17 protein-coding genes, 1 pseudogene and 1 CRISPR repeat array are annotated in these 23,154 nt (G+C 38.5%); of the genes and pseudogenes, 2 read left to right on the top strand and 16 right to left on the bottom strand.

The window, feature by feature from the left end:
• Positions 1–82 precede the first annotated feature (82 nt).
• The 9 genes and pseudogenes from gltX to B5P37_RS07025 all read right to left on the bottom strand — a co-directional run bounded on the left by gltX (position 83) and on the right by B5P37_RS07025 (position 10,181).
• Entirely contained in the window at positions 83–1,537 is a 1,455-nt protein-coding gene (gene gltX, locus B5P37_RS07065) for a glutamate--tRNA ligase (protein WP_085237551.1), read from the bottom strand.
• A 75-nt stretch (positions 1,538–1,612) separates the two neighbouring features.
• Positions 1,613–2,091: pseudogene (gene ispF, locus B5P37_RS07060) on the bottom strand (2-C-methyl-D-erythritol 2,4-cyclodiphosphate synthase).
• Positions 2,092–2,098: 7 nt separating this feature from the next.
• On the bottom strand, positions 2,099–2,782 hold the full coding sequence (gene ispD / locus B5P37_RS07055; RefSeq protein ID WP_085237550.1) for a 2-C-methyl-D-erythritol 4-phosphate cytidylyltransferase: 684 nt from the start codon (positions 2,780–2,782) through the stop codon (positions 2,099–2,101).
• Entirely contained in the window at positions 2,783–3,844 is a 1,062-nt protein-coding gene (locus tag B5P37_RS07050) for a PIN/TRAM domain-containing protein (RefSeq protein WP_085237549.1), read from the bottom strand. It lies immediately after the preceding gene.
• 20 nt (positions 3,845–3,864) lie between these two features.
• Positions 3,865–5,232, bottom strand: coding sequence for a DNA repair protein RadA (gene radA, locus B5P37_RS07045; protein ID WP_085237548.1), 1,368 nt, complete (start codon positions 5,230–5,232; stop codon positions 3,865–3,867).
• A 473-nt stretch (positions 5,233–5,705) separates the two neighbouring features.
• A complete protein-coding gene (locus tag B5P37_RS07040) occupies positions 5,706–8,165 on the bottom strand; it encodes an ATP-dependent Clp protease ATP-binding subunit (protein WP_085237547.1) in 2,460 nt (819 codons plus the stop codon).
• A gap of 15 nt (positions 8,166–8,180) precedes the next feature.
• Positions 8,181–9,185, bottom strand: coding sequence for a protein arginine kinase (locus B5P37_RS07035; protein ID WP_085237546.1), 1,005 nt, complete (start codon positions 9,183–9,185; stop codon positions 8,181–8,183).
• Positions 9,175–9,705: a UvrB/UvrC motif-containing protein gene (locus B5P37_RS07030; RefSeq protein ID WP_085237545.1), complete on the bottom strand. Its 531-nt coding sequence runs from the start codon at positions 9,703–9,705 to the stop codon at positions 9,175–9,177. Before B5P37_RS07030 ends, B5P37_RS07035 begins: the two co-directional genes overlap by 11 nt.
• A 14-nt stretch (positions 9,706–9,719) precedes the next feature.
• A complete protein-coding gene (locus B5P37_RS07025) occupies positions 9,720–10,181 on the bottom strand; it encodes a CtsR family transcriptional regulator (protein WP_085237544.1) in 462 nt (153 codons plus the stop codon).
• Positions 10,182–10,344: 163 nt separating this feature from the next.
• Between B5P37_RS07025 and B5P37_RS07020 the strand changes: the two genes are divergently transcribed.
• A complete protein-coding gene (locus B5P37_RS07020) occupies positions 10,345–11,550 on the top strand; it encodes a NupC/NupG family nucleoside CNT transporter (RefSeq protein ID WP_085237543.1) in 1,206 nt (401 codons plus the stop codon).
• 82 nt (positions 11,551–11,632) lie between these two features.
• Here the strand turns inward: B5P37_RS07020 and B5P37_RS07015 are convergent, their stop codons facing one another.
• The 6 genes from B5P37_RS07015 to pdxS form a co-directional block, all read right to left on the bottom strand.
• Positions 11,633–12,628, bottom strand: a complete 996-nt coding sequence (locus B5P37_RS07015; RefSeq protein WP_085237542.1) for a hypothetical protein — start codon at positions 12,626–12,628, stop codon at positions 11,633–11,635.
• Positions 12,629–12,640: 12 nt separating this feature from the next.
• Positions 12,641–12,949 (bottom strand): CRISPR-associated endonuclease Cas2, encoded by a 309-nt coding sequence (cas2, locus tag B5P37_RS07010; protein WP_085237541.1) that lies wholly within the window; start codon positions 12,947–12,949, stop codon positions 12,641–12,643.
• A 4-nt stretch (positions 12,950–12,953) separates the two neighbouring features.
• Positions 12,954–13,856, bottom strand: coding sequence for a type II CRISPR-associated endonuclease Cas1 (gene cas1 / locus B5P37_RS07005; RefSeq protein WP_085237540.1), 903 nt, complete (start codon positions 13,854–13,856; stop codon positions 12,954–12,956).
• The gene (gene cas9 / locus B5P37_RS07000; protein ID WP_085237539.1) at positions 13,856–17,020 is read right to left on the bottom strand and encodes a type II CRISPR RNA-guided endonuclease Cas9; all 3,165 of its coding nucleotides are present in this window, start codon (positions 17,018–17,020) and stop codon (positions 13,856–13,858) included. The genes cas1 and cas9 overlap by 1 nt, the downstream gene beginning before the upstream one ends.
• A 303-nt stretch (positions 17,021–17,323) precedes the next feature.
• A CRISPR array of direct repeats spans positions 17,324–17,889; the repeat unit is 37 nt; unit sequence TGTATCACTTATACCTAAAATAACAGAGTACTAAAAC.
• 153 nt (positions 17,890–18,042) lie between these two features.
• Positions 18,043–18,603 (bottom strand): pyridoxal 5'-phosphate synthase glutaminase subunit PdxT, encoded by a 561-nt coding sequence (pdxT, locus tag B5P37_RS06995; RefSeq protein ID WP_085237538.1) that lies wholly within the window; start codon positions 18,601–18,603, stop codon positions 18,043–18,045.
• A gap of 1 nt (position 18,604) precedes the next feature.
• Complete coding sequence (gene pdxS / locus B5P37_RS06990) at positions 18,605–19,492, bottom strand: pyridoxal 5'-phosphate synthase lyase subunit PdxS (RefSeq protein ID WP_085237537.1); 888 nt, start codon at positions 19,490–19,492, stop codon at positions 18,605–18,607.
• 108 nt (positions 19,493–19,600) lie between these two features.
• On the opposite strand from pdxS, the gene pdxR reads away from it, so the two are divergent.
• Positions 19,601–21,013, top strand: coding sequence for a MocR-like pyridoxine biosynthesis transcription factor PdxR (pdxR, locus tag B5P37_RS06985; RefSeq protein WP_085237536.1), 1,413 nt, complete (start codon positions 19,601–19,603; stop codon positions 21,011–21,013).
• A gap of 55 nt (positions 21,014–21,068) precedes the next feature.
• Here the strand turns inward: pdxR and B5P37_RS06980 are convergent, their stop codons facing one another.
• A complete protein-coding gene (locus tag B5P37_RS06980) occupies positions 21,069–22,997 on the bottom strand; it encodes an FUSC family protein (protein WP_240622366.1) in 1,929 nt (642 codons plus the stop codon).
• Positions 22,998–23,154: the final 157 nt, after the last annotated feature.

Raw genomic sequence — 23,154 nt, 5'->3', positions numbered from 1 at the left:
TTACTTGTCCTTTATTCAATTCCACTTTTATAGTAGTCGATTTCTAATATGATATCAAGTTTAAAAACCGTTAATGCGCATTTTATAATAAGCTTTGGATACGGCCGAGGACTTTTTCTTTGCCTAGTACTTCCATCGTATTTGGCAATTCCGGACCGTGCATTTGTCCTGTGACCGCTACACGAATTGGCATGAACAATTGCTTTCCTTTGATCCCTGTCTCTTTTTGGACTTCTTTAATCGTCTTTTTAATTTCAGCCGCTTCAAAGTTTTCAAGTGTCGTCAATTTACTATGGAGGACTTGCATCAATTCTGGCACTTGTTCACCGTTAAGTACTTCTTGTGACGCCTCATCCAATTCTTTCTCATCGCGGAAGAACAACTCAGATAATGGTACAATTTCACCGGCATAGCTCATTTGTTCTTGATAGAGTGCAACCAATTTACGTCCCCAATCCAATTCAGACTCTGATGGTGACTCAGGAAGCAATCCTGCTTTAATCATGTGCGGTAATGTCATTTCAAACACTGTATCCGCATCTTTTTCTTTCATATATTGATTGTTAATCCACGCCAATTTTTGTTTATCGAAAAAGGCAGGCGATTTAGACAAACGTTTTTCAGTAAACATCTTGATCAATTCATCTTTAGAGAAAATTTCTTCTTCCCCTTCTGGAGACCAGCCTAACAAAGCGATAAAATTAAATAACGCTTCTGGTAAGTATCCTAAATCTCTATATTGCTCAATAAATTGTAAAATTTGACCGTCACGCTTGCTGAGCTTTTTGCGTTGCTCATTAACAATTAACGTCATATGTCCAAACTTCGGCGGTGTCCAACCAAACGCCTCATATATCATCAATTGTTTAGGTGTATTAGAAATGTGGTCGTCGCCACGGATAACGTCTGAGATTTCCATATAATGGTCGTCTACTGCCACCGCAAAATTATACGTCGGAATACCGTCTTTTTTTACGATAACCCAATCCCCAAAATTGTCTGATTCAAATGATACAGGCCCCTTGACCATATCATTGAACGTATACGTTTTATCTTGAGGAACACGGAAACGAATAGAAGGTTGTCGTCCTTCAGCCTCAAATTGTTGGCGCTCCGCCTCTGTCAAGTGCGCATGTTTGCCCCCATAACGTGGCATTTCACCACGTGCAATTTGTGCTTGACGTTCTGCTTCTAATTCATCTTCCGTCATATAACATTTGTAAGCTTTGTCTTCAGCTAATAACTGTTCAATTAATGGGCGATAAATGTCTCCACGCTCTGATTGACGATAAGGACCATAACCTTTATCTTGATCTACAGATTCATCCCAATCTAGACCTAACCATTTCAAATTCTCGAATTGTGATGATTCCCCATCGGCTAAATTACGTTGTGTATCTGTATCTTCAATACGGATAATAAAATCTCCGTCATAATGTTTGGCGAATAAATAGTTAAACAATGCCGTACGTGCGTTACCAATATGCAGATAACCTGTCGGACTTGGCGCATATCTTACTCTCACTCGGTTACTCATTTCGTTCACTCCTGTTTCGTTTTTCAATTGTTTCATTATAGCATGTCATGTTCATTTATGCATGTGGCGTTCCGATTACACTTTCGCGTTTAAGGAAACAATCGCTTGTGCTGCGATGCCTTCTTGACGCCCAGTGAATCCGAGTTTTTCACTTGTTGTTGCCTTCACATTGACACGTGCGACTTCAACTTCAAACAATTCAGCAATCACTGCGCGCATACGATCAATATGAGGTCTGAATTTCGGCTGTTCTGCAATGATTGTTGCATCAATATTATTGATGACATAGCCTTCGTTTTTCACTTGTATGTATGCTTCAGTCAGCAACTTTTTCGAATCCGCATCTTTAAACTGCGGATCTGTATCTGGAAACAACTTACCGATATCGCCTAATGCACATGCACCTAGCATCGCATCTGTAATCGCATGTAGCAATACATCCGCATCACTGTGCCCTTTTAATCCATGTGTATGTGGCACTTCAATTCCCCGATAATCAAAGGCCGTGTTGCATCAAATGCGTGCACATCATAGCCTAAGCCCACTCTAAACATCTTCACATCATCTCCTTTTTTCTAATATTGCTTCAGCATAAGTCAAATCTTCTTCTGTTGTTAATTTAATATTATCGTAATCGCCTTCAACCATATAGACGCGCTGTCCATTTGCTTCCAGAAGCGAGGCATCATCAGTCCCCGTAATTTGTTGCTTCCGCGCGTGTTCATAAGCTGCCTTCAACTTACCAAAAGTGGCACCTTGAGGGGTTTGCACCTGCCATAACGTCGTACGATCTAACGTTTCAGCGACGAATTGCTGTGTCACACGTTTAATAGTATCTTTAGTCTGAACCCCTACAATTGCAGCCCCGTATTGTTGAATCGCGGTTGTCACTTCATGAATCGTCTCATGTTTAACAAAAGGGCGCGCACCGTCATGGACTAGGACAACCTCTTCATCCGAAAATGACACACTTTGTATCACACGTGCAATACTGTCTTGGCGTTCACTTCCTCCGATAACTAGAGCCTTTACTTTATCATAAGGTTTAATCAATGTCTGAAGTGATTGTTCATCTCTCGGGTGAATGGCCAGATGAATACTCTCGCAATGGGAATCCGCCTGAAAAACCGCTATCGTATGTTCCAAAATACTGCGTCCCGACACGTCGATAAATAACTTATTATACGAACGTCCCATCCGCTTTCCCGTGCCCGCGGCCGGTATAATCACGTGATAATTTGCCATTTATACTTCCACCTTTTTCGCAAAAATAATTCGCCCTGATGCAGTTTGTAACATACTAATCACTTCGAGTGTAATCGTTTGATTGACATATTGTTTCGCATCATCAACGACAACCATTGTTCCATCATCAAAGTAACCGACACCTTGCCCCGGCGCTTTGCCAACCTTTGTAATCATTAAGTCAAATCGATCTCCTTGATGAACTTCTGGTCGTATTGCATCAGATAAGTCATTCACATTCAACACTTTTATCCCTTGAATGCTACATACTTTGTTCAAATTATAATCTGTCGTAATCACATGCGCTCGGTAGTGTTGTGCTAAACGAACAATAAGGTCATCAATATCATGATGACTACGTTGCGGATGAATGATACGCGTAGGGTGCTTCGATGTGTGCACCGAGTTTAAGATTTCTAAACCGCGGCGCCCTTTATCTCGTTTCACGCTATCCGTCGAATCTGCAACCATTTGAAGCTCATTGATAACCCCTTGAGGAATCAATACTTCTCCATCAATAAAGCCCGCTTCCATAATTTTTAAAATACGCCCATCAATAATGGCGCTCGTATCGATAATTTTAGGCACTGCATTGCGGGCGTTGATTGCCATCGAACGCGCCATATTTTCCGGTAAAAACAACAGCATTTCATCACGCTTCTTGAGTCCAAATTGAAACCCTAAATAACCTAAACTTAACGTGAGTAGGATGGGCACGACTCGGTTAATAAAGTTCGTCCCAATGAATTCTAGGATAAAGGACACCATCACCGATATCAGTAAGCCCATAAACAACCCAATCGTTGCAAAGATAATCTCAATCGCACTGTAACTTAAAATATATTGTTCTATATCTTTGATTGCATAAGCAATACGTGGAATAAACCAGCCAAACAAGATAAACACTGTCATAATACCCATTAACGCAGTCACATAGCTATTTTCCATCACGGGAGGGTGATTGATATGAAAATCAGTAAAAAGTTCAGGAATTAAAACAATACCTAAGACACTACCAATCATAATGTATGATAAAACAACCCATAACTTAATAAAATCCATGTCATTACCCCTCCTTCCAATTATTTTAATGCGTATTTTAACGCTTCATTCACTGAGGTAACGCCTATCACTTCAATCCCTTTCGGAAAATGCCATCCTCCAATATTATTTTTAGGAATAATTGCACGTTTGAAACCTAATTTTGCTGCTTCTTGCACACGTTGTTCTATTCTTGATACACGTCTGACTTCACCTGTAAGTCCTACCTCACCAATAAAGCAATCCAGACCATCTACTGCCTGATCTTTGAAACTAGACGCCGTTGCAACAATGATACTCAAATCCACTGCCGGCTCGGACAACTTCACGCCTCCAGCCACTTTAATATAGGCGTCTTGTTGTTGAAGTAAATAGCCTTCTTTTTTCTCCAATACCGCCATCAATAGGCTAAGGCGATTATGGTCGATCCCCGTCGCCATACGTCTCGGATTATTAAACGTTGTCGGTGTCACTAATGCTTGCACTTCAATAAGTAACGGGCGTGTCCCTTCCATTGTCGCAACAATCGTAGAACCCGCAACATTAGTTGATCGTTCTTCTAAAAACATTTCTGAGGGATTCATTACACTTTTCAATCCCGATTGTTTCATTTCAAAGATCCCCATCTCATTCGTCGAGCCGAAGCGGTTTTTAACTGCTCTTAAAATACGATATGCGTGATGCTCATCTCCTTCAAAATACAGTACCGTATCCACCATGTGCTCGAGTAAACGCGGCCCCGCAATCTGGCCTTCTTTTGTCACATGCCCTACAATAAACGTCGCAATGTTCATTTGTTTAGCAATATGCATCAGACTTTGCGTGCTTTCACGGACTTGCGAAACAGATCCCGGTGCAGAACTAATTTCCGGATGATAGATGGTTTGAATGGAGTCCACAACAATCAAATCCGGTTCTAACTGCTTCACCGCTTCATGAATAACCACCAAATCCGTCTCAGCAAAAACATTCAATTGGCTTGCATCTTCATCCAATCGATCTGCTCTTATTTTAGTTTGATTGAGTGATTCTTCCCCTGTGACATACAGTACTTTTTTCTCTTGTGATAACGCCGCACACATTTGTAGTAATAAAGTTGACTTTCCGATACCTGGATCCCCACCAATGAGGACGAGAGAACCTTCTACGATGCCACCACCGAGCACACGATTCAATTCACCGCTATTCGTTTGAATCCGTGGTGCGAGTTCTTGCTTGATGTCATGCAATTTTTGTATCTTTGCTGTTGATGCTTTCTCTGAGCGTACCCCATGTTTCGGACTGGTTGTCTTTTGTTCAAAAGATTCTTCCATTGAATTCCATGCCCCACAGTTCGGACATTTTCCCATCCATTTCGGTGATTGATAACCACAAGCGGTACATTCAAATATCGTTTTCTTTTTTGCCACCCCGACACCTCCATCTCTTCATATAACATATCTATTTTATACTCGAAAGCGGTTCATGACAAATGTTGTTGTTTATCCTACACGTCATCCTGCAATCATGATTTAAAGAACGCTTTGCTCGTCGCTTGAAATGGTGTCCAGTTGCGTGAAAAATGCCTAAAAGTTAAAGCACGTCATTAATATGATTAATGATACCATTTATGATGCGATCATTTAATGTACATCTGGTGCAACCCCGGCAAACCTTTAGGTCGCATTTTTATGATCTTGCAAAGTCATTTTATCTTTTGTAGATGAATGATCCTCATAATTAAAAACGAAAAGCGGACGAGCCTTATGGATGATTACACATCCTATTCGTCCGATTGATCATCACGGCAAAAACCCGAGACCTTCCCGTATAGAGGACGGGTATCTCGGGTTTTATGATTGGCTGAGTTGTTTTAATCTCAGATTCTTTCTTTTTTCACATGTTATGCTTCTGTGACTGCTTTATCTTCATCTGCTTCACGTTCATGAATGTCATACTGGAATGATTCACCATCATAATCTACAGTGACATTTTTACCTTCCAATTCTTTACCTTCTAAAATCAACTCACTCAAGTTATCTTCCACGGTTTTTTGGATGGCACGAATCAATGGACGCGCACCATATTCTGGATCATAGCCTTCTTCAGCAATTTTATCTTTTGCGGCTTCTGTCACATTGATATTAATATTTTGTTCAGACAAGCGTTGTGTTAACTTACCGACCATCATCGTAACAATTTCTTTCAATTCTTCTTTATTTAATTTATGGAAGACAATCGTATCATCAACACGGTTTAAAAATTCAGGACGGAACGCATTTTTCAATTCTTTCATCATCGTTTTGCGAATTGTTTCGTAATCTTGTCCTTCCGAACTACCACCGAATCCGGCAAAGCGTTGATCTTGGAGTTCTTGTGCACCGACGTTAGATGTCATAATAATCACTGTATTTCTAAAGTCTACTCGACGTCCTTTCGTATCTGTTAAATGTCCATCATCGAGTACTTGTAATAGAATGTTAAAGACATCTGGATGTGCTTTTTCAATCTCATCAAATAAAATGACAGAGTACGGTTTACGGCGAACTTTTTCAGTTAATTGCCCACCATCATCGTGACCCACATATCCTGGAGGGGCACCGACGAGTCGACTGACCGCATGTTTCTCCATGAATTCACTCATATCCACACGTATCATTGCGTCTTCTTCTCCAAACATCGCTTCTGCTAAAGCGCGCGCAAGCTCTGTTTTACCGACCCCTGTAGGTCCTAAGAAGATAAAGCTACCAATTGGACGTTTTGGATCTTTTAATCCCGCACGTGCACGACGAACTGCTTTAGAAACCGCAATGACAGCATCATTTTGACCAATGACACGTTCGTGCAATGTCTCTTCTAATTTGAGCAGGCGATCCGACTCTGTTTCATTCAAGCGTGTCAACGGAATTCCAGTCCAACCGGCAATGACTTCTGCAATATCTTCAGCGACTAACGTTGTATGCTCGCCACCTTGATTGTTTTTCCATTCGTTTTTAGCTTCTTCATATTGTTTCTCAAGTTTCGTTTGTTTATCTCTTAAGTTTGCGGCATTTTCAAACTCTTGAGCATGGACTGCCGCATCTTTTTCTTTCTTCACTTGTTCGATTTGCTGTTCAATTTCTTTTAAATTCGTTGGTGTTGTATGACTTTTCAAACGTACTTTTGAACTCGCTTCATCGATTAAGTCAATCGCTTTATCCGGTAAGAAGCGGTCTTGTACATAACGCTGGCTGAGCTTAGCTGCAGCAACAATGGCTTCATCTGAAATATTGATTCTATGATGCGCCTCATAACGATCGCGCAATCCTTTCAAAATTTCAATCGTATCCGCTACGCTCGGCTCAGCAACTTGTACAGGTTGGAAACGACGCTCAAGGGCTGCGTCTTTTTCAATGTGTTTCCGATACTCATCTAACGTTGTGGCACCAATACATTGCAATTCACCACGTGCCAATGCAGGTTTTAAAATATTAGACGCATCAATCGCACCTTCCGCACCACCAGCACCAATAAGGGTATGCAATTCGTCAATGAACAAAATCACATTTCCAGCTTGATGAATTTCTTCCATCACTTTTTTCAAACGCTCTTCAAATTCACCGCGATATTTTGTCCCTGCAACAACTGTTCCCATATCTAATGACATTACACGTTTCCCTTTAAGTGTTTCAGGTACTTCATTGTTAACAATCGCTTGGGCAAGCCCTTCTGCAATGGCTGTTTTCCCTACACCCGGTTCACCAATCAATACAGGGTTGTTTTTCGTACGACGACTCAACACTTCAATCACACGTGTAATCTCCGCATTACGTCCTACGACAGGATCTAATGTGCCATCTTTAGCAATGACCGTTAAATCACGGGCTAATCCATCTAAAGTCGGTGTGTTATTCGCTTTCGCACCTTGCGTATTTTTATTAGACATTTCAGGACTGCCTAAAGCTTTGACTACTTGCGCGCGTGCTTTAGTAATATTAAGGTCTAAGTTCGCGAATACACGGGCAGCCACACCTTCATTTTCACGGATCAATCCAAGTAAAATGTGTTCTGTCCCTACAAAATTGTGTTGTAACTTACGTGCTTCATCCATAGACAATTCGATTACTTTTTTCGCACGTGGCGTATAGTGTAGCGCCCCCATTTGCTGTTGACCGTGTCCAATTAATTTTTCGACTTCTTCAATGACTTTCTCTTCAGTAATGTTAAAACTTTCCAATACTTTCGCAGCAATGCCTTCAGGTTCTTTCATTAAACCGAGTAGTAAATGTTCCGTCCCAATATTGGAATGGTTCAAGCGAATTGCTTCTTCTTGTGCATGCGCTAACACACGTTGCGCACGTTCAGTTAATCTTCCAAATAACATATGCCAACCTCCTAATTATATATAAGTTCTTAAAATCTCTGCGCGTTTGGCTTCTATTGATTGCTCATCCGTCTCATCTATTAAAAATGGTGACTGTATCGCGACCATTAATTCATTAAATCGAAAATTCTCCATATCTAATATTCCTAAATCTACGCCTAACTTAATATCACTTAAGCGATATGATGCTTCTTCCACTGAAATGAGGCGACCATACTTTAATATACCCAATGAACGATAAATTCTATTCAATGTTTCCATATGATTATGCGCATTGAGTCGTTCGCGCAATGCGAGCTCTTCATGAATGATTTGATTGACTAATTCCGTCAATGCATCAATAATTTCTTGCTCACTTTTTCCTAAAGTCATTTGATTCGAAACTTGATAAATGTGACCATAAACTTGTGAGCCCTCACCGTAAATCCCACGAATCGTAAAGCCGAAACGGTTGATCGTCTGCGCAATGCGATTCATTCGCTTCATAATGGATAACCCCGGCAAATGCAACATCACGCTCGCACGCATCCCTGTTCCTACATTTGTTGGACACGTCGTTAAGTAACCGAGTTGTTCATCATAACTCACTTGCACTGCCTGATCTAACGTATCATCAATTTCTGACGCTTTTTGATACAATTCGTTTAAAGACAAATCATTACCCATCGCTTGGATTCGAATATGATCTTCTTCATTCACCATGACACTAATCGACTCATCCTCACTCAGCAACACCGCAGCAGCCGGTTGTTTCGTTAGCTCCGGACTAATTAGATGTTTCGCCACGAGCTTATACTTGCTCAATTGATCGAGTTCATCTAAGCGCAATACCTTCAAATCCGTCAACACATCTTGTACTTCGTTAATCACGCGATGTCCCTCTTCTTCAGATGAAAACATCAGTGGATGCACATAGTTTTCAAGATTGCGCGCTAAGCGAATACGTGAAGACATAATCACAGGTTGTGCATTGACCTTTTTCATCCAATGGCTCATGTATTGATCCAAGTTATTCACCATCTTGTCGGGACACCTCACTTTGTCGCTCAAGCGCTTGAATCTCATCACGCACGACAGCCGCTTCTTCAAATGCTTGTTGCGCCACTAACTGATCAAGGCGCGCACGTTTGGCTTCGAGCTGCTTTTTGATTGCACGTTGATGTTGCGCTGATTTCGGACATTTACCCGCATGTTCGATATGCCCACCTTGTACGCGTCTTACGATATCATAGACATCTTCTTTAAACGTCTGATAACATTGATGACATCCGAACTTGCCGACATGTGCAATATCTTTTAACGTCATTTGGCAATTCGGGCAACGTTTTTGTTCTCGATAAACCACTTGATCGACACTCAGCCCATGTTTTGCTGCCAAATGTTGTAAAATTTGTTGAATCACAAAAGTGCCTTCAACATCATCGCCTTCATGCCACTGTGCATCGGATGACTCGTCACCCGTTTGATCATACATACGAACGTTCAAATGTTCATGTTGGTCTTTGTGTTGCTTCTCAAGTACTCGTTTATCGATTTTCATCGCACATCACCCTTCTAGTAATAATTAATGACAGGAAGTAACCGTTTTAAAATATTGGCTCGGATGATATCTCTTGAAGCTACATCCATTTTCAACGTTTCTCTATCCACTACTGCTGCAATCATCTTGGCTTCTCTCTCCGTGACTAAACCATTGTCTAACAAACCATCAATAATATATAAAGCTTGTTGTTGCGAAAGGGCAGGGCCAATCAAGCCGATTAATCGTTTAATATAATTGTTTTGGTCTTTCGTCTCCACTTTAGTAATTCGAATGTAGCCACCGCCACCACGTTTGCTTTCTATTTCATAACCATGTTCATTCGTAAAGCGTGTTTTGATGACGTAATTCAACTGAGAAGGCACACAATCAAATCGCTGTGCAATGTGTGCACGTTGAATTTCCACAACATCGTCTTGCGCTTCTTCAAACAATTGCTTGATGTATTGTTCTATGATGTCAGACATATTATGCATGGTATCACCCCTTTTGACCATCTTTGACTATATTATAGAGCTGACTTTGACCTTTTTCAACCAATTTGATTTTAAATTCCCAAAATAGTTATGTTACTGCTTACATTTTTGTTGTATGATAGTCTTAGTGAAAATTTATTAGAAAAACAGAGGTGGAACTCACATGCATATTTTAATTGGGGTCATCGGGATTGTTGTTTTCTTAGCCCTCGCACTCGTTGCAAGTTCAGACAAAAAGAACGTGCGTTGGCATTACATCGGACTGATGCTTGTTATTCAGTTGATTTTAGCCTTTTTCCTACTCAAAACAGATATTGGTATTAAAATTGTCGGTGGTATCGCAAAAGGCTTTGAATATTTACTGAAACAAGCGGCAGTCGGTGTCAATTTCGTCTTCGGTGGATTACTGAATGACGGAGCGATGTCATTCTTCTTAAGTGTATTATTACCGATTGTATTCATTTCAGCACTCATCGGTATTTTACAATACACGAAGATTTTACCATTGATCATTAACGTTCTAGGCTTTTTAATCTCAAAAATTAATGGTATGGGTCGCTTAGAGTCGTACAATGCGGTTGCAGCTGCAATTTTAGGGCAATCTGAAGTGTTTATTTCGTTAAAAAAACAATTGCCTTATATTACAAAACAACGCTTGTATACATTAACTGCATCTGCAATGTCAACTGTATCAGCCTCCATCATTGGCGCTTACTTCACACTTATTGATCCTAAGTATGTTGTTACAGCCGTTGTATTGAACTTATTTGGCGGCTTCATCATCGCGTCGATTATCAATCCTTATAAAGTCAATGAGGAAGATGATAAGCTTCTGATTGATACAGAAAAGAAACAGCAGTCTTTCTTTGAAATGTTAGGTGAGTATATTTTAGATGGTTTTAAAGTCGCAGTGATTGTAGGGGCGATGTTGATTGGTTATATCGCTTTAATTTCATTGTTAAATGGGCTCATTGGGGGAATCATCAGCCTCGTTTCTGGTGGTACATTGGATTGGAACTTCCAAACATTAATTGGTTTTATCTTTGCGCCATTAGCGTTTTTAACAGGGATTCCTTGGAACGATGCCGTGGATGCTGGATCGATTATGGCGACAAAGTTATTGTCCAATGAATTCGTAGCCATGACTGAACTGGGTAAAGTCCATGGCTTAACAGAGCGTTCTTTAGGTGTTGTCTCTGTATTCTTAGTTTCATTTGCAAACTTTAGCTCAATCGGCATCATCTCAGGTGCAATTAAATCATTACATGATGAAAAGGGAGATATCGTCGCACGTTTCGGCTTGAAATTATTGTTTGGTGCAACACTCGTATCATTCATTTCTGCGACAATTGCAGGATTTTTCTTGTAATTCATGATATTCATATTAGAAAAGGCACAACATTCACGTAAGCAATGAATGCTGTGCCTTTTTTTATCATCTTCTCATCCATTTATAACAAGTGCTGCATATAGCGACTCACCGGTTCTGGCAATACACCCCAATCCATATCTGTAGTAAAAGCTTGTTCCGCATATCTCATAAATGAGAATCCAACATAAATATCAATCGGGTCAAATAACATGATATCGGCTAAGCGATGATTTGAAATCAAGGGGGTCATCTCTAACTTGTCCTGATACAAATGAATGAAACGCTTTAAGCTCACCATAATTTCATCCATTTCGTAATTCATCGGTGCATCCCAAACCAATTGATTTAACCACCGCATATTAATCAATTGTCGATCTCTTCTAATATAATTCATTCCCATCAGATTTCTAGAAAGAAAATGCGCTGACCCCGTTAATGTGATGACCGGTATATTTAAGCTTTCCAAACATTTTCTGAACTGAATTTGTTCTTTCGGACTTAAATTCGCCTCTGGATAAGTGTAAATAAGCAAGGTTCTATGATTTGAAATTTGTTCCATTTCTTCAACAATGAGTGGCAGCATCCTTTCTAGCCGATTAATCAATCTATAATAATCAACATGATCATCAAACTTGAACTGTAGATGCTTTGAAAATGCTTTGTAATCAAAAGGTTTAGGTTTAATGGGCAACCCATGATCAACGAATTGAACTAAATCTTCAAGTAATACATTCATCGTATGCAAGTAGCTTTCTATTTCATAATTTTCTTTGAGTTGTCGAACAATTTTTTTGTTCAATAAACTGGTTTGAGCAAGTTCAAATTCTTTTTCAATAAATTCATGATTAACCAACCAACATTGATAGCGTTGAGAGGGAATGACCTCTCCATCTGCCTTGTCAATTATCGTGACATACGCTTTATTAGATGCCCGTTTTTGAAAATAGCCATAAATGGTTTGTAAAATATCTTCTTCTCTTGTATCAAACTCATTATATATAGATGTATAGTTTTCAATGTTCAATTCAATAGAATGAAGCCCTTCGCTTTTTAATTCCCACACTATTTTCTCCATTTCAAATAACCTCTAAAATAATATTGTTCGATTTTCCCCTAAAATCACACTATTTTTATCTTCTTCTCCAAGTAAAATTTGCATTTTTTCATATTGCTTCTCTGTAATCATTAATGCACGGACATGGCCTTCTCTTGGTAAAAACTGTTTAATCTGATTGACACTTAGTGTCGCTGCATCACGATTGATGACACTTTTGACATAGATTGAATATTGCATCATTAGAAATCCATTTTCGAGTAGCCGTTTCCTAAACTTACTATATATCCTTCTTTGTTGCTTCGTTTCAACAGGTAGGTCAAACATTAAGATGACTCGCATAAATCTATAACTCATAAAAAGCGTATTTAGCAAGATTTGGAAACATTAATAAGGATGTTTGTCCTTCTCGAAAATAATCAATGACAGATTGAATCATCAATTCAATAGCTCTTATGACCGTTTGCATCTTCCCATCAATCTCAACCCTTGCATGTAAAAGATTCACTAACTTGACACGATATTCTTTCGTCATAAACGATTCAGGCGGATATTTCATTAAGTACAAATCAACTAATGGTCGAAAAGGTTCAATCAAATCAGAGGCAAGATTAAAATGATTACGCCCACCGATATGATGTATGCCTAATGAAGGGATTAAACCTTTTGCAACTAAGGTTCTTCCTATCGCAGCATTTAAAATAGCATAACCATAGTTTAAGACTGCATTTTCAAGCAAATCCTCATTATCTCGGTTGAAATTCGTAAAAAAACTATTAAAATAATATTTTGCTGCTTGCCCTTCAATATTGTTTTTATCAAAAATTTGTACAGAGCGATACAATTCATACATCTTTTCAATTCTTTCATTATCAATTTGACAATGTTTCATGCATTCTATTTGATTGTTGATTTTTTTCTTCACAATCCATTTCCATAATTCTTCTTTTCTCGCATGATCCCAAGAAAGTTGTGCACGGGTTTGGTTATACTGCCTATAATGGCCAGACACAGGCTGCATCACACATTCTGGTAAATGTTTTTGATTACAAAAGATAACAAGGATATTATAATCTGAGAGCTCAACTAATAAACGTGCCGTAATTGAAACAGTTAAATCTTCTATCACGATTGCAAAAATATCATTTAAAGGAATTTTATATTCGTCATCTCCTTTTACAATTTTAAGACTGTTTAGGTTAAGGGAAAGTCGATTCACCTCTGCTACATATACAATTCTCCATGCCATTAGTCTTCATCCTTATTAAAAATGAATTGTGGCTTTTTGCCAGGTTGTGCCTTATACAAATTTCCTAAAATATCTGTCGTATATTTTTCAATGGATTGCGTCTTAGGACTAATGGTTTTAACAATCCTTGGTGTCGTCGTAATACTATTGAGCTCACAGTATTCTTTATATCTGATATCCACCATATCCAATTCAACTAAGTTTTTATCTCCATTATTGATTCCGATAACACGATAAAGTTCTCCATCAAATTCAATGAGGTCATTATAATAAAACGATCCTATAAATTGAGCGTTTTGATTGATGCCTTTTTCCTGTTTAAGCGCCTCATACTTTTCTGTTGGGATATAATAATATTTTTCTTTCTTTTGTACATCTAAATAAGTAATAGGAACCATTTTATATCCTTTATCTGTATGGTATATATCAAAGCGAAACGACTTCAACGACAGTTTAACTAACTTTCGATTCGAATCCTCGTAATCACCCGTTACATCTAAATGCTTTCCAACTTTTTTTCCGATATACTTCAAACTTTTAACAGGTGGGCCATCTCCTTTTTTGGCATATTTTGTGATATACCCTTGTTCTTCATAATAACGCGCTAATGGATTTTTCTCTTCTGCATATTGTTTCATTGCGAGTTCAAATTTCTTAAATGTTTCCGGGTCATGTTGAAACATTAAAAACTTTTCTGGTTGTTTATCAAACAAGCGTTTAACATCTTTATTGTCTTTACTATATATATCTTTTAATGTTTGAACGACGTACAAATCTTCATTCACTTCGCGTGTCGAATAAAGGGTGTCATTCACTAATTGTCGATTAGGTTTCTGATCGACGCGATGAGAGAACTTAAAGTCTTTAAAGTTTTTAATAGCAAACGCTTTTTTCGTATTTTCAAACAAGTCTTGATAATTATCTTCACTCTGCACTTTGACAGTATCAGATTCCACTTCACGTCCAGGTTCATTCAGTATCGCTTCGATTTTATTTAAAGTTTGATTTTTAAATAGAAAATCAGCATTTGCAATAATCAAAGCATCCTCAGCATGATGTTTATATCCTTTGTTTCGATCTTTATCAAACTTCCACACTTTTCTTAAATAATGCGTAAATCCACCATTAATCGTTTTCACCTTTACAGGTAATTCATGCGTTTTAAAATATGCTTTTAACAATGAAGCTAACTCACGTGTCGCATATCTTGTATCCACTAAGTTTCTATTGATAAAGTCTTTTTGAACATCAAATTTATTAATATCTCTTTCTTCTAATAAATAATTTCTTTTCTTTTTAGAGATTCGATCTTTAGCCTTACTCAAGTTTAAAATATGTTGTTTGAATTCCGGATAAGTCATCGAAGCCTCTCTCGAATTCAAATATTGGTATGGCGTTTGGTTCCCTTTTTTGGCGTTTTCTTCAGCCAATACTAAAACTTTATTCTGCATAGAATTATCAAACGAGACGGAACGCGGAATGATATGATCCACTTCGTATAAATAAGGTTGCTTGAGCAATTGTTCTAAAGGAATGTCTTTAAGCGAATATAAACATTTCCCTTCTTGTTGTTGATGAAGCGTAATTTTCTCTACTAAACGCTTGGCATTCGGTTGACCATACTGCGCGACTAATGTATTGATTTCATGTCGCGCCTTTTCATTCTTTTTCTGTAATTGATTTAAAAACTTTCGTTTATCCGCACTATTTTTTTCTCTTGCTAACTCTATAATAATATCATCAGGCAAGCCATACTTTTGGATAATTGCGTTGATAACCTTGATGGATTGTGTAAATGCACGTTTAACAACAGGAGATAAAATAAATTCATCGACAAGTTGCGTTGGAATTTGATGACATTGAGACAAATCTAGTTTTTGAGGTTTGAGGTTGAGCTTCACAAACAATTCCATTTGATTTAATGACGTTTGCCATAAATCAGGAATTAACAAATTCATACACTTTAACGATAATCGATGTGTGCCGGCATAACCCGTTAACGCACTCAGTTTCTCTTTTTCTGCTTCTGAAAACACTTCTGGAAATGTATTCAATGCCGCTTTCATACTCTCTGCATCTTGATACATCGTTAAAACGACAGCAATACGATCAAGTAAATCGATATCTTCAAGCTTCGTTGGATCACTGAACACCGACTTTAAATCATGATACAACTTAAACGATGTGAACAGCGGCTTTTCTGATTTATTGATTCGATAACCTTTGATATCGCTTTCATTGACACCGATTTCTTTAGCAATTTGTTTTAATGTCGGCACCTTTTTTTGCTTAAACACATTCTCTATGATGTGATATTTTTCAGCATAAGTTAATTTTGAATTGTCATCTCGTGTAATCACTAAGTTATTCAAATCATTCAACGCATTGAATAAATCTGCAGTGTAAGCGTACTTCACACTTCTCAATTCTTCTGGGAAATATGTACAATACCCCATCAACATTTCGTACCATTTCTTAATATCTCCATCCCATCCATACGGGCTCCCTTCACCCGGACCTTCATAATAAGTACGTCGACTTTCAAGTAACGCTATGTATTGCTCAACGAATGAATTGTCAATATTGTGAAAATTTTGTTGTTGTTGGAGTAATGCACGTACCTCTTTAACAATATCTTCCGTTTTAAATCTATTTTTCTCTCCTCGAACTTGATGCGCGTTCGCTAATCTGTCTAATTGAAGTTCACATACAAATTGACCTTTTAATGCTTTCTCATTTTTCTTTAACTGCGCTGTTGTAGATAAAGTACTATCCGTTTCTTCATCATCACCTACAATATTGATGTTGTGAATACCTCTTCTTTTAGCGATATGTAACAATGCAATTACCAATTCATCTTTAGTCAATGGTGAACGCAAACCTCTCACTCTAATCTCATAAGGATTCGTACTTTTAGGAAGTACGTCGCCTTCTAACAATCCAGCATTTTTAAGCAATTGTTTGATTCGATTTAAGCGATGAATTCGTCTTCTTTTTAAACGACGCGCCCCTCTTTTGCTTCTTCGTCCTTCATTATTTTCAACATTGGCCTCTGGAAATAAACGGACACCTGCATCGATAACCTCTCTTGTGACACGATCAATGATGCCATAACCAACAGAAGTAATACCGATATCCAGACCCAATATATAACTATTACGCATACATGTCCCTCCCATTTCATCCAAACCTACTCCGCTCACATTTGATATAGAAAAATCCCACTAATAGATTAGCGGGATAAACACGACATATTGTCTTGTTTTAGTAGGTTCTGTCATTTTAGGTATAAGTACACTTCAGTACTCACAATTATATTGTACCACATATTAAGTGTATGGCAAGCCTTTTTTGAACATTGTTTCACACATCAGAAACAACATAGTTCAAAAACCGATTTTGATAATTAAGGAAGCCCCTCAACGTATCACTCACGGTTCAAATCGTCATTATATTAAAACCATTCATGTATCATTTATACCTAAAATAAAAGAGTACTAAAACTTTAAAGTTTTTTTATCGAGTTTTGATTATTGTATCACTTATACCTAAAATAACAGAGTACTAAAACAAATTAATTTAGGCTCGCCAACATCACTATGTATCACTTATACCTAAAATAACAGAGTACTAAAACAGAGACGAAAGCCCCTCAGGTGCGTGGAGTGTATCACTTATACCTAAAATAACAGAGTACTAAAACGCCAGTTGTCGAAAGTATTCTCTAACTCCTGTATCACTTATACCTAAAATAACAGAGTACTAAAACATTAAGTATAGCACAGTGCATACACTTTGTGTATCACTTATACCTAAAATAACAGAGTACTAAAACAACTAAGCTGCGGATTGATAAAACTTTTTTGTATCACTTATACCTAAAATAACAGAGTACTAAAACTCGGTTTTATCTTTCCGAATGATAACGAATGTATCACTTATACCTAAAATAACAGAGTACTAAAACTAAACAATTAAAAGAAGATGCACAAGCTGAGTATCACTTATACCTAAAATAACAGAGTACTAAAACCTCTAGATACATTATACTATATTCCATTCACATTGCCACTCATTTTTAAAAGTGCACAATAAATTATAGGTTGTAATCAAAAAAACATGCCTCCGTACTGAATCACTAATGTTGAAGTGGCGTGATTCCTTACATCATCGGCATGTTTTATCTTTATGCGTGTGTCATGACGTGCTCAATAAAATATTGTGTGATACGATAATCATCTGTTAATTCAGGGTGGAAAGAGACACCTAAATAACGGCCTTGTTGTACAGCGATGATTTTTCCATCAATTTCTCCAAGTATTTCAACTGCAGATTCAACCGATTGGATATGAGGGGCACGAATAAATACACCTTCAATAGGTTGGTCTATACCTTTGATATCGAGTTCAGCTTCAAAACTATCCACTTGACGACCGAATGAATTTCGCTCTACGGTGATATCTAGTTTTTGAAGATAACCTTCTTCTCCAACAATATCTTTCGCAAGGACAATGAGACCTGCACATGTTCCAAACATCGGGAGTGATGATTCACGTAATGCCGCTTTAAAGCCGTATAGGTTCATTAAACGGCGCAAAGTCGTCGATTCTCCTCCTGGAATAATCAATCCATCAATTTCTTCGAGTTGTTCTACTTTTTTTACAGGAATTCCTTCATGACCTGCCAATTCAATATGACGAAGATGTTCACGAACTGCACCTTGTAATGCTAAAACACCAATTTTCATCTTACCAACCACGCTCTTGCATGCGTTCTTCTAATGACAATTTCTGGATATCTAATCCTTTCATTGCCGTACCTAATTTTTTCGCTAATTCACCGATCAATTTGTAATCTTGATAATGTGTTGTCGCTTGAACAATTGCTTTTGCAAACATTTCAGGGTCTTCTGATTTGAAAATTCCTGACCCAACGAAAACGCCGTCAGCACCTAATTCCATCATTAAAGCCGCATCTTGTGGTGTTGCCACGCCTCCAGCCGCAAAGTTTACAACTGGTAGTCGGCCATGTGCTTTAATATCTTTTAAAATCTCATAAGGTGCACCTAGGTTTTTCGCTTCAGTCATTAATTCATCATCACTCATGACTGTGATGCGCTTCACTTCTTGATTGACTTGGCGCATATGACGTACCGCTTCAACGATATTTCCTGTTCCTGGCTCACCTTTCGTCCGTAACATTGCAGCACCTTCGCCAATACGACGCGCGGCTTCACCTAGATTACGACAGCCACATACAAACGGAACTGTATAATCGCTTTTCTTCAAATGGAACACTTCATCTGCAGGCGTAAGGACTTCTGATTCGTCAATGTAGTCCACGCCCATCGCTTCTAATACTCTTGCTTCTGTAATATGACCAATACGACATTTTGCCATAACTGGAATAGAGACCGCGTTCATCACTTCTTCTACAATTGAAGGGTTACATGCACGCGCCACACCTCCAGCCGCACGAATATCTGATGGTACACGCTCAAGCGCCATGACAGCGACTGCCCCTGCTTCTTCTGCAATTTTGGCTTGTTCTGCGTTGACGACATCCATGATGACGCCACCTTTTTGCATTTCTGCCATACCTCGTTTAACACGTTCTGAACCGATTTGTTTTGACATAGGTGTTTTCACTCCCTTTTATTATTTACACATGTAGCTTATACTATTATCTGAACCGCTTAAAGTGTCAGAATTACAAAAACTAACCTGGTCAGATTGGAGATGCCTATGGAAATGTTAATGTTTCATATTGATAAATCACTCGCCCAACCTATTTATCTTCAGTTATATGAAAATATTAAACAAAGTATTATTAAAGGACAGATGCATGAAGGTGAAAAACTCCCCTCTAAACGGCAACTGAGCCAATATTTATCAGTCAGTCAAACGACCGTTGAAAGTGCATACGCACAACTGGTGGATGAAGGCTATATCTATAGTCGTGCTAAATCTGGATTTTTCGTCAGTGATATCGACACGCTTCCTTTTACGCAATCGGTAGAGTTGGAAAGTCTTTCCCAAGTTCACCCTCCTTTTCCAAATTTAACTTACGCGTTTAAATTAGGGACCATTGATCAACATCATTTCCCTTTCGAGCAATTTCGGAAGTATGCGAAAGAAGCATTTGAAGAATTACAATTTCACCTGATTGAACCGGGTCATAAACAGGGGGATCTTGCATTAAGAACGCAAATTAGTCATTATTTATTTCACAGTCGTGGGGTACAGTCAACGCCTGAACAAGTCATCGTTGCTTCATCTACTGAACAATTATTATCAATGATTACAGACTTATTGCCCGACACGAAAAAGTTTATTTTAGAAGACCCGATTTATCCTCAAGTCCATCAAGTGCTCAAACGTAAGCATATTCCTTATCACTTCATTCCAGTCGAAAAAGAGGGCATTGTCATTGAAGATACGTCACATCAATCCCATCATATCGTGTACATTACACCCAGTCATCAATTCCCAACAGGTGTGACCATGCATTTAAAAAACCGGATGCGCCTTTTAAAATGGGCGACTGCACAGCCCCACCGTTTTATCATTGAGGATGATTATGATTCAGAATTCCGCTATGAAGGTAAGCCCATTCCTGCACTTCAAAGCTTAGATCAAGCGGGTCGTGTCATTTATGTAAGCACCTTTTCAAAATCGATTTCACCAACGATTCGAATTGCTTATGCGGTGTTACCCAAACCACTGTTATCACTCTATCAACGCACCACTCATATCGAAGGGGGGACCGTTCCCCGCCATACGCAATATATGGTGGCACGATTTATGGAGACCAATCAGTTTGAAAGGCATTTAAATCGAATGCGTAAAATTTACCGTCAAAAACGGGATATCATTCTCACACAACTGATGCGCTATCCACATGTTTTTGACGTTTCCGGTGAAAAAACGGGGATGCACTTTATCATTACGATAAAAAATGGTTGGAGTGAAAAAACTTGTTTGGAGCGCCTGACACACTTTGAAATAGATATGAAACCACTTTCTCATTATCTTTATCACAACAAGCAAGTCCAACCCCCTCGATTTGTGCTAGGATTTGGAGGCATTCCGATATGTGAACTTGATCAACACATTGCCCAACTGATTCGTTGCTTTACTTCAAATGATTTCCAATAAAAAGCACGCGGGAGACATAACCAGTCGTACACCGCGTGCTCCTATTTGATATGTTTCAATCTTTTAATAAATGTGGATTTCTTCTGTTTTGATAATCATACAGCTCAATTTGTTGAAGTTGCATTAAAAAACGTCGTAGTTGCGCATAACGTGGCATTTCAGGAAGCATCACAATCGCCTCTTGACGTTGCCCCTTCTCAAATAGTTTAGCAATATTTTCAAATGTCACTAAATATTGCCCCATCTCTTCCTCACTGATCATCGGCCGTTGCTGATCATACATCGCTTGTAATAATTTAAAACTCATTTGTTCGAGTATAAACATAGCAGGATAAAAGTATTGTGTCCGCTTTTGATTGGATAATAATTCACCATATGCGAAACGATACATCGCTTCCATATTTTCAATACGTATTTTCAACTTCAGGCGATCTCGTTGGATAAACATCTCATTATCGTATGGGGTATTGGAAAAAATCGTATGAAAAATTTGCGCTTCCATACGTGTCACTTGGGCCATCATCTCTGGCAAATATTTAGAAGCCAGACGTCTGCCAATCAAGAGAATACCTATGACTGCAATTAAGATTCCGACCGTTGTATCCAATAAACGTGGAATTGCAATATCTAAAGTTAATTGCCCTTGTGCCAAACCTGCGAGTAATACCACTTGACTGGTAATCGCAATCATCGCAAGTGTATAATTCGCACCGATTAAAGTTTCAGTGACCATCCCACTGAAACAAAGTGCAAGGATAATCATGGCGGTATGTGGCTCTAATAATAAAAAGCCAATGACTATCACAATGCCCACGCATGTACCAATCCATCTTGCCCCTGCACGCTCAATACTTGCAACGGTTGTTCCACCGAGTAAAACCGTATGCGCACTCAATGGAATCCAATACGCACGCTCAAAATTAAATAACAAGGCAACTAAAATCGCAACCCCCATGATTAAAGTATATTTAGCTGCAGAAATAAAATTCATAGACTCTGGTGTTAAGTGGTAACGTAATCGATTCCAATATTGTGGCGATTGCATACGTACATGCTTTTCAACTTGTTCTTGAGGGCTATCCAACACTTCATCTATCTTAAAAATCAGCTCCACCAATGTGTCAAATTCAGGCGAGACCGATATCGCTTTCTTCCATGTCGTCTTTTGTTGCGTTTGATCTGTCACACGTATGACGACATCTGTCATCATTTCCGGAATAATGGCAGGTATTGGGCGATGACCTTTCGCATTTAACTCCAGTAATTCAGAATAAACCCCTTCAGCTGCATGGTGAAGCAACGTTAAACGCTGCACAGCTAAAGTTTTCTTCTTCATCAGTGCCCGCGAGGCTTTCAACGTCTCTGATGTTGCAATTAACGTTTGTACAGTCGTTTTAGTTAATGCATTAAATTTCACTTGATCATTAAAATGCTGTACCATTTGCTGCAATTGTCGAAACTCATTAGAAACTGCGTCAAATTCAGGTGTTTCTTTGCTTAAAATAGACGCAATCAATACAAACAAAATAGCAAGTATTCCCCCTATACCCACTATCGCACCACGTATTAAAAAGGAAGAAGGCTCTATTGGCATGACACTAGATAAACTAAAACCAATGATAAAAAATGTGGATGCAGGTCCAACAATATCAAGGGTATTAAAAACATAATATGGAATGACTGCAACAAACAATAGGAAAATACCAAAAAGTAAAGGAATCCCTGCCGTTAAAGTACCAATCATCATCGTAACGACCAGTCCCATTGCTGCAAATACGACCGAACGAATACGTGAGGTAAAAGGCCCTTTAAAGACATAAATATTGGCAAACGTTCCAATCGTCGCTAATAGCGCACTTGAAAAGTCATTAAAAATCCAACCATAAAGTAAAGGAATCAACATCAAAAGACCTTGGCGAAATCCACGTTGCAAATCAATTTTATGTATATCAAGATAGACCACTTTCTTCAAATAACGAAACAAGCGCATTCACCTCCAATTCAAATGATCACTTGCCTCAACATATCTATTTTTATCATTATTGTGAAAATCTCGCAATAAACAAGTCTCATAAAGAGAAGATAACGGCACATTTCATTGTATAGGAGTGAGAGACAGATTGAAAGAAGGCTCTTTGTCA

The organism is Staphylococcus lutrae (assembly GCF_002101335.1).
Lineage (GTDB): Bacteria > Bacillota > Bacilli > Staphylococcales > Staphylococcaceae > Staphylococcus > Staphylococcus lutrae.
Note: the sequence above shows the minus strand (reverse complement) of the source record. Positions and strands in the feature narration are given on the sequence as shown.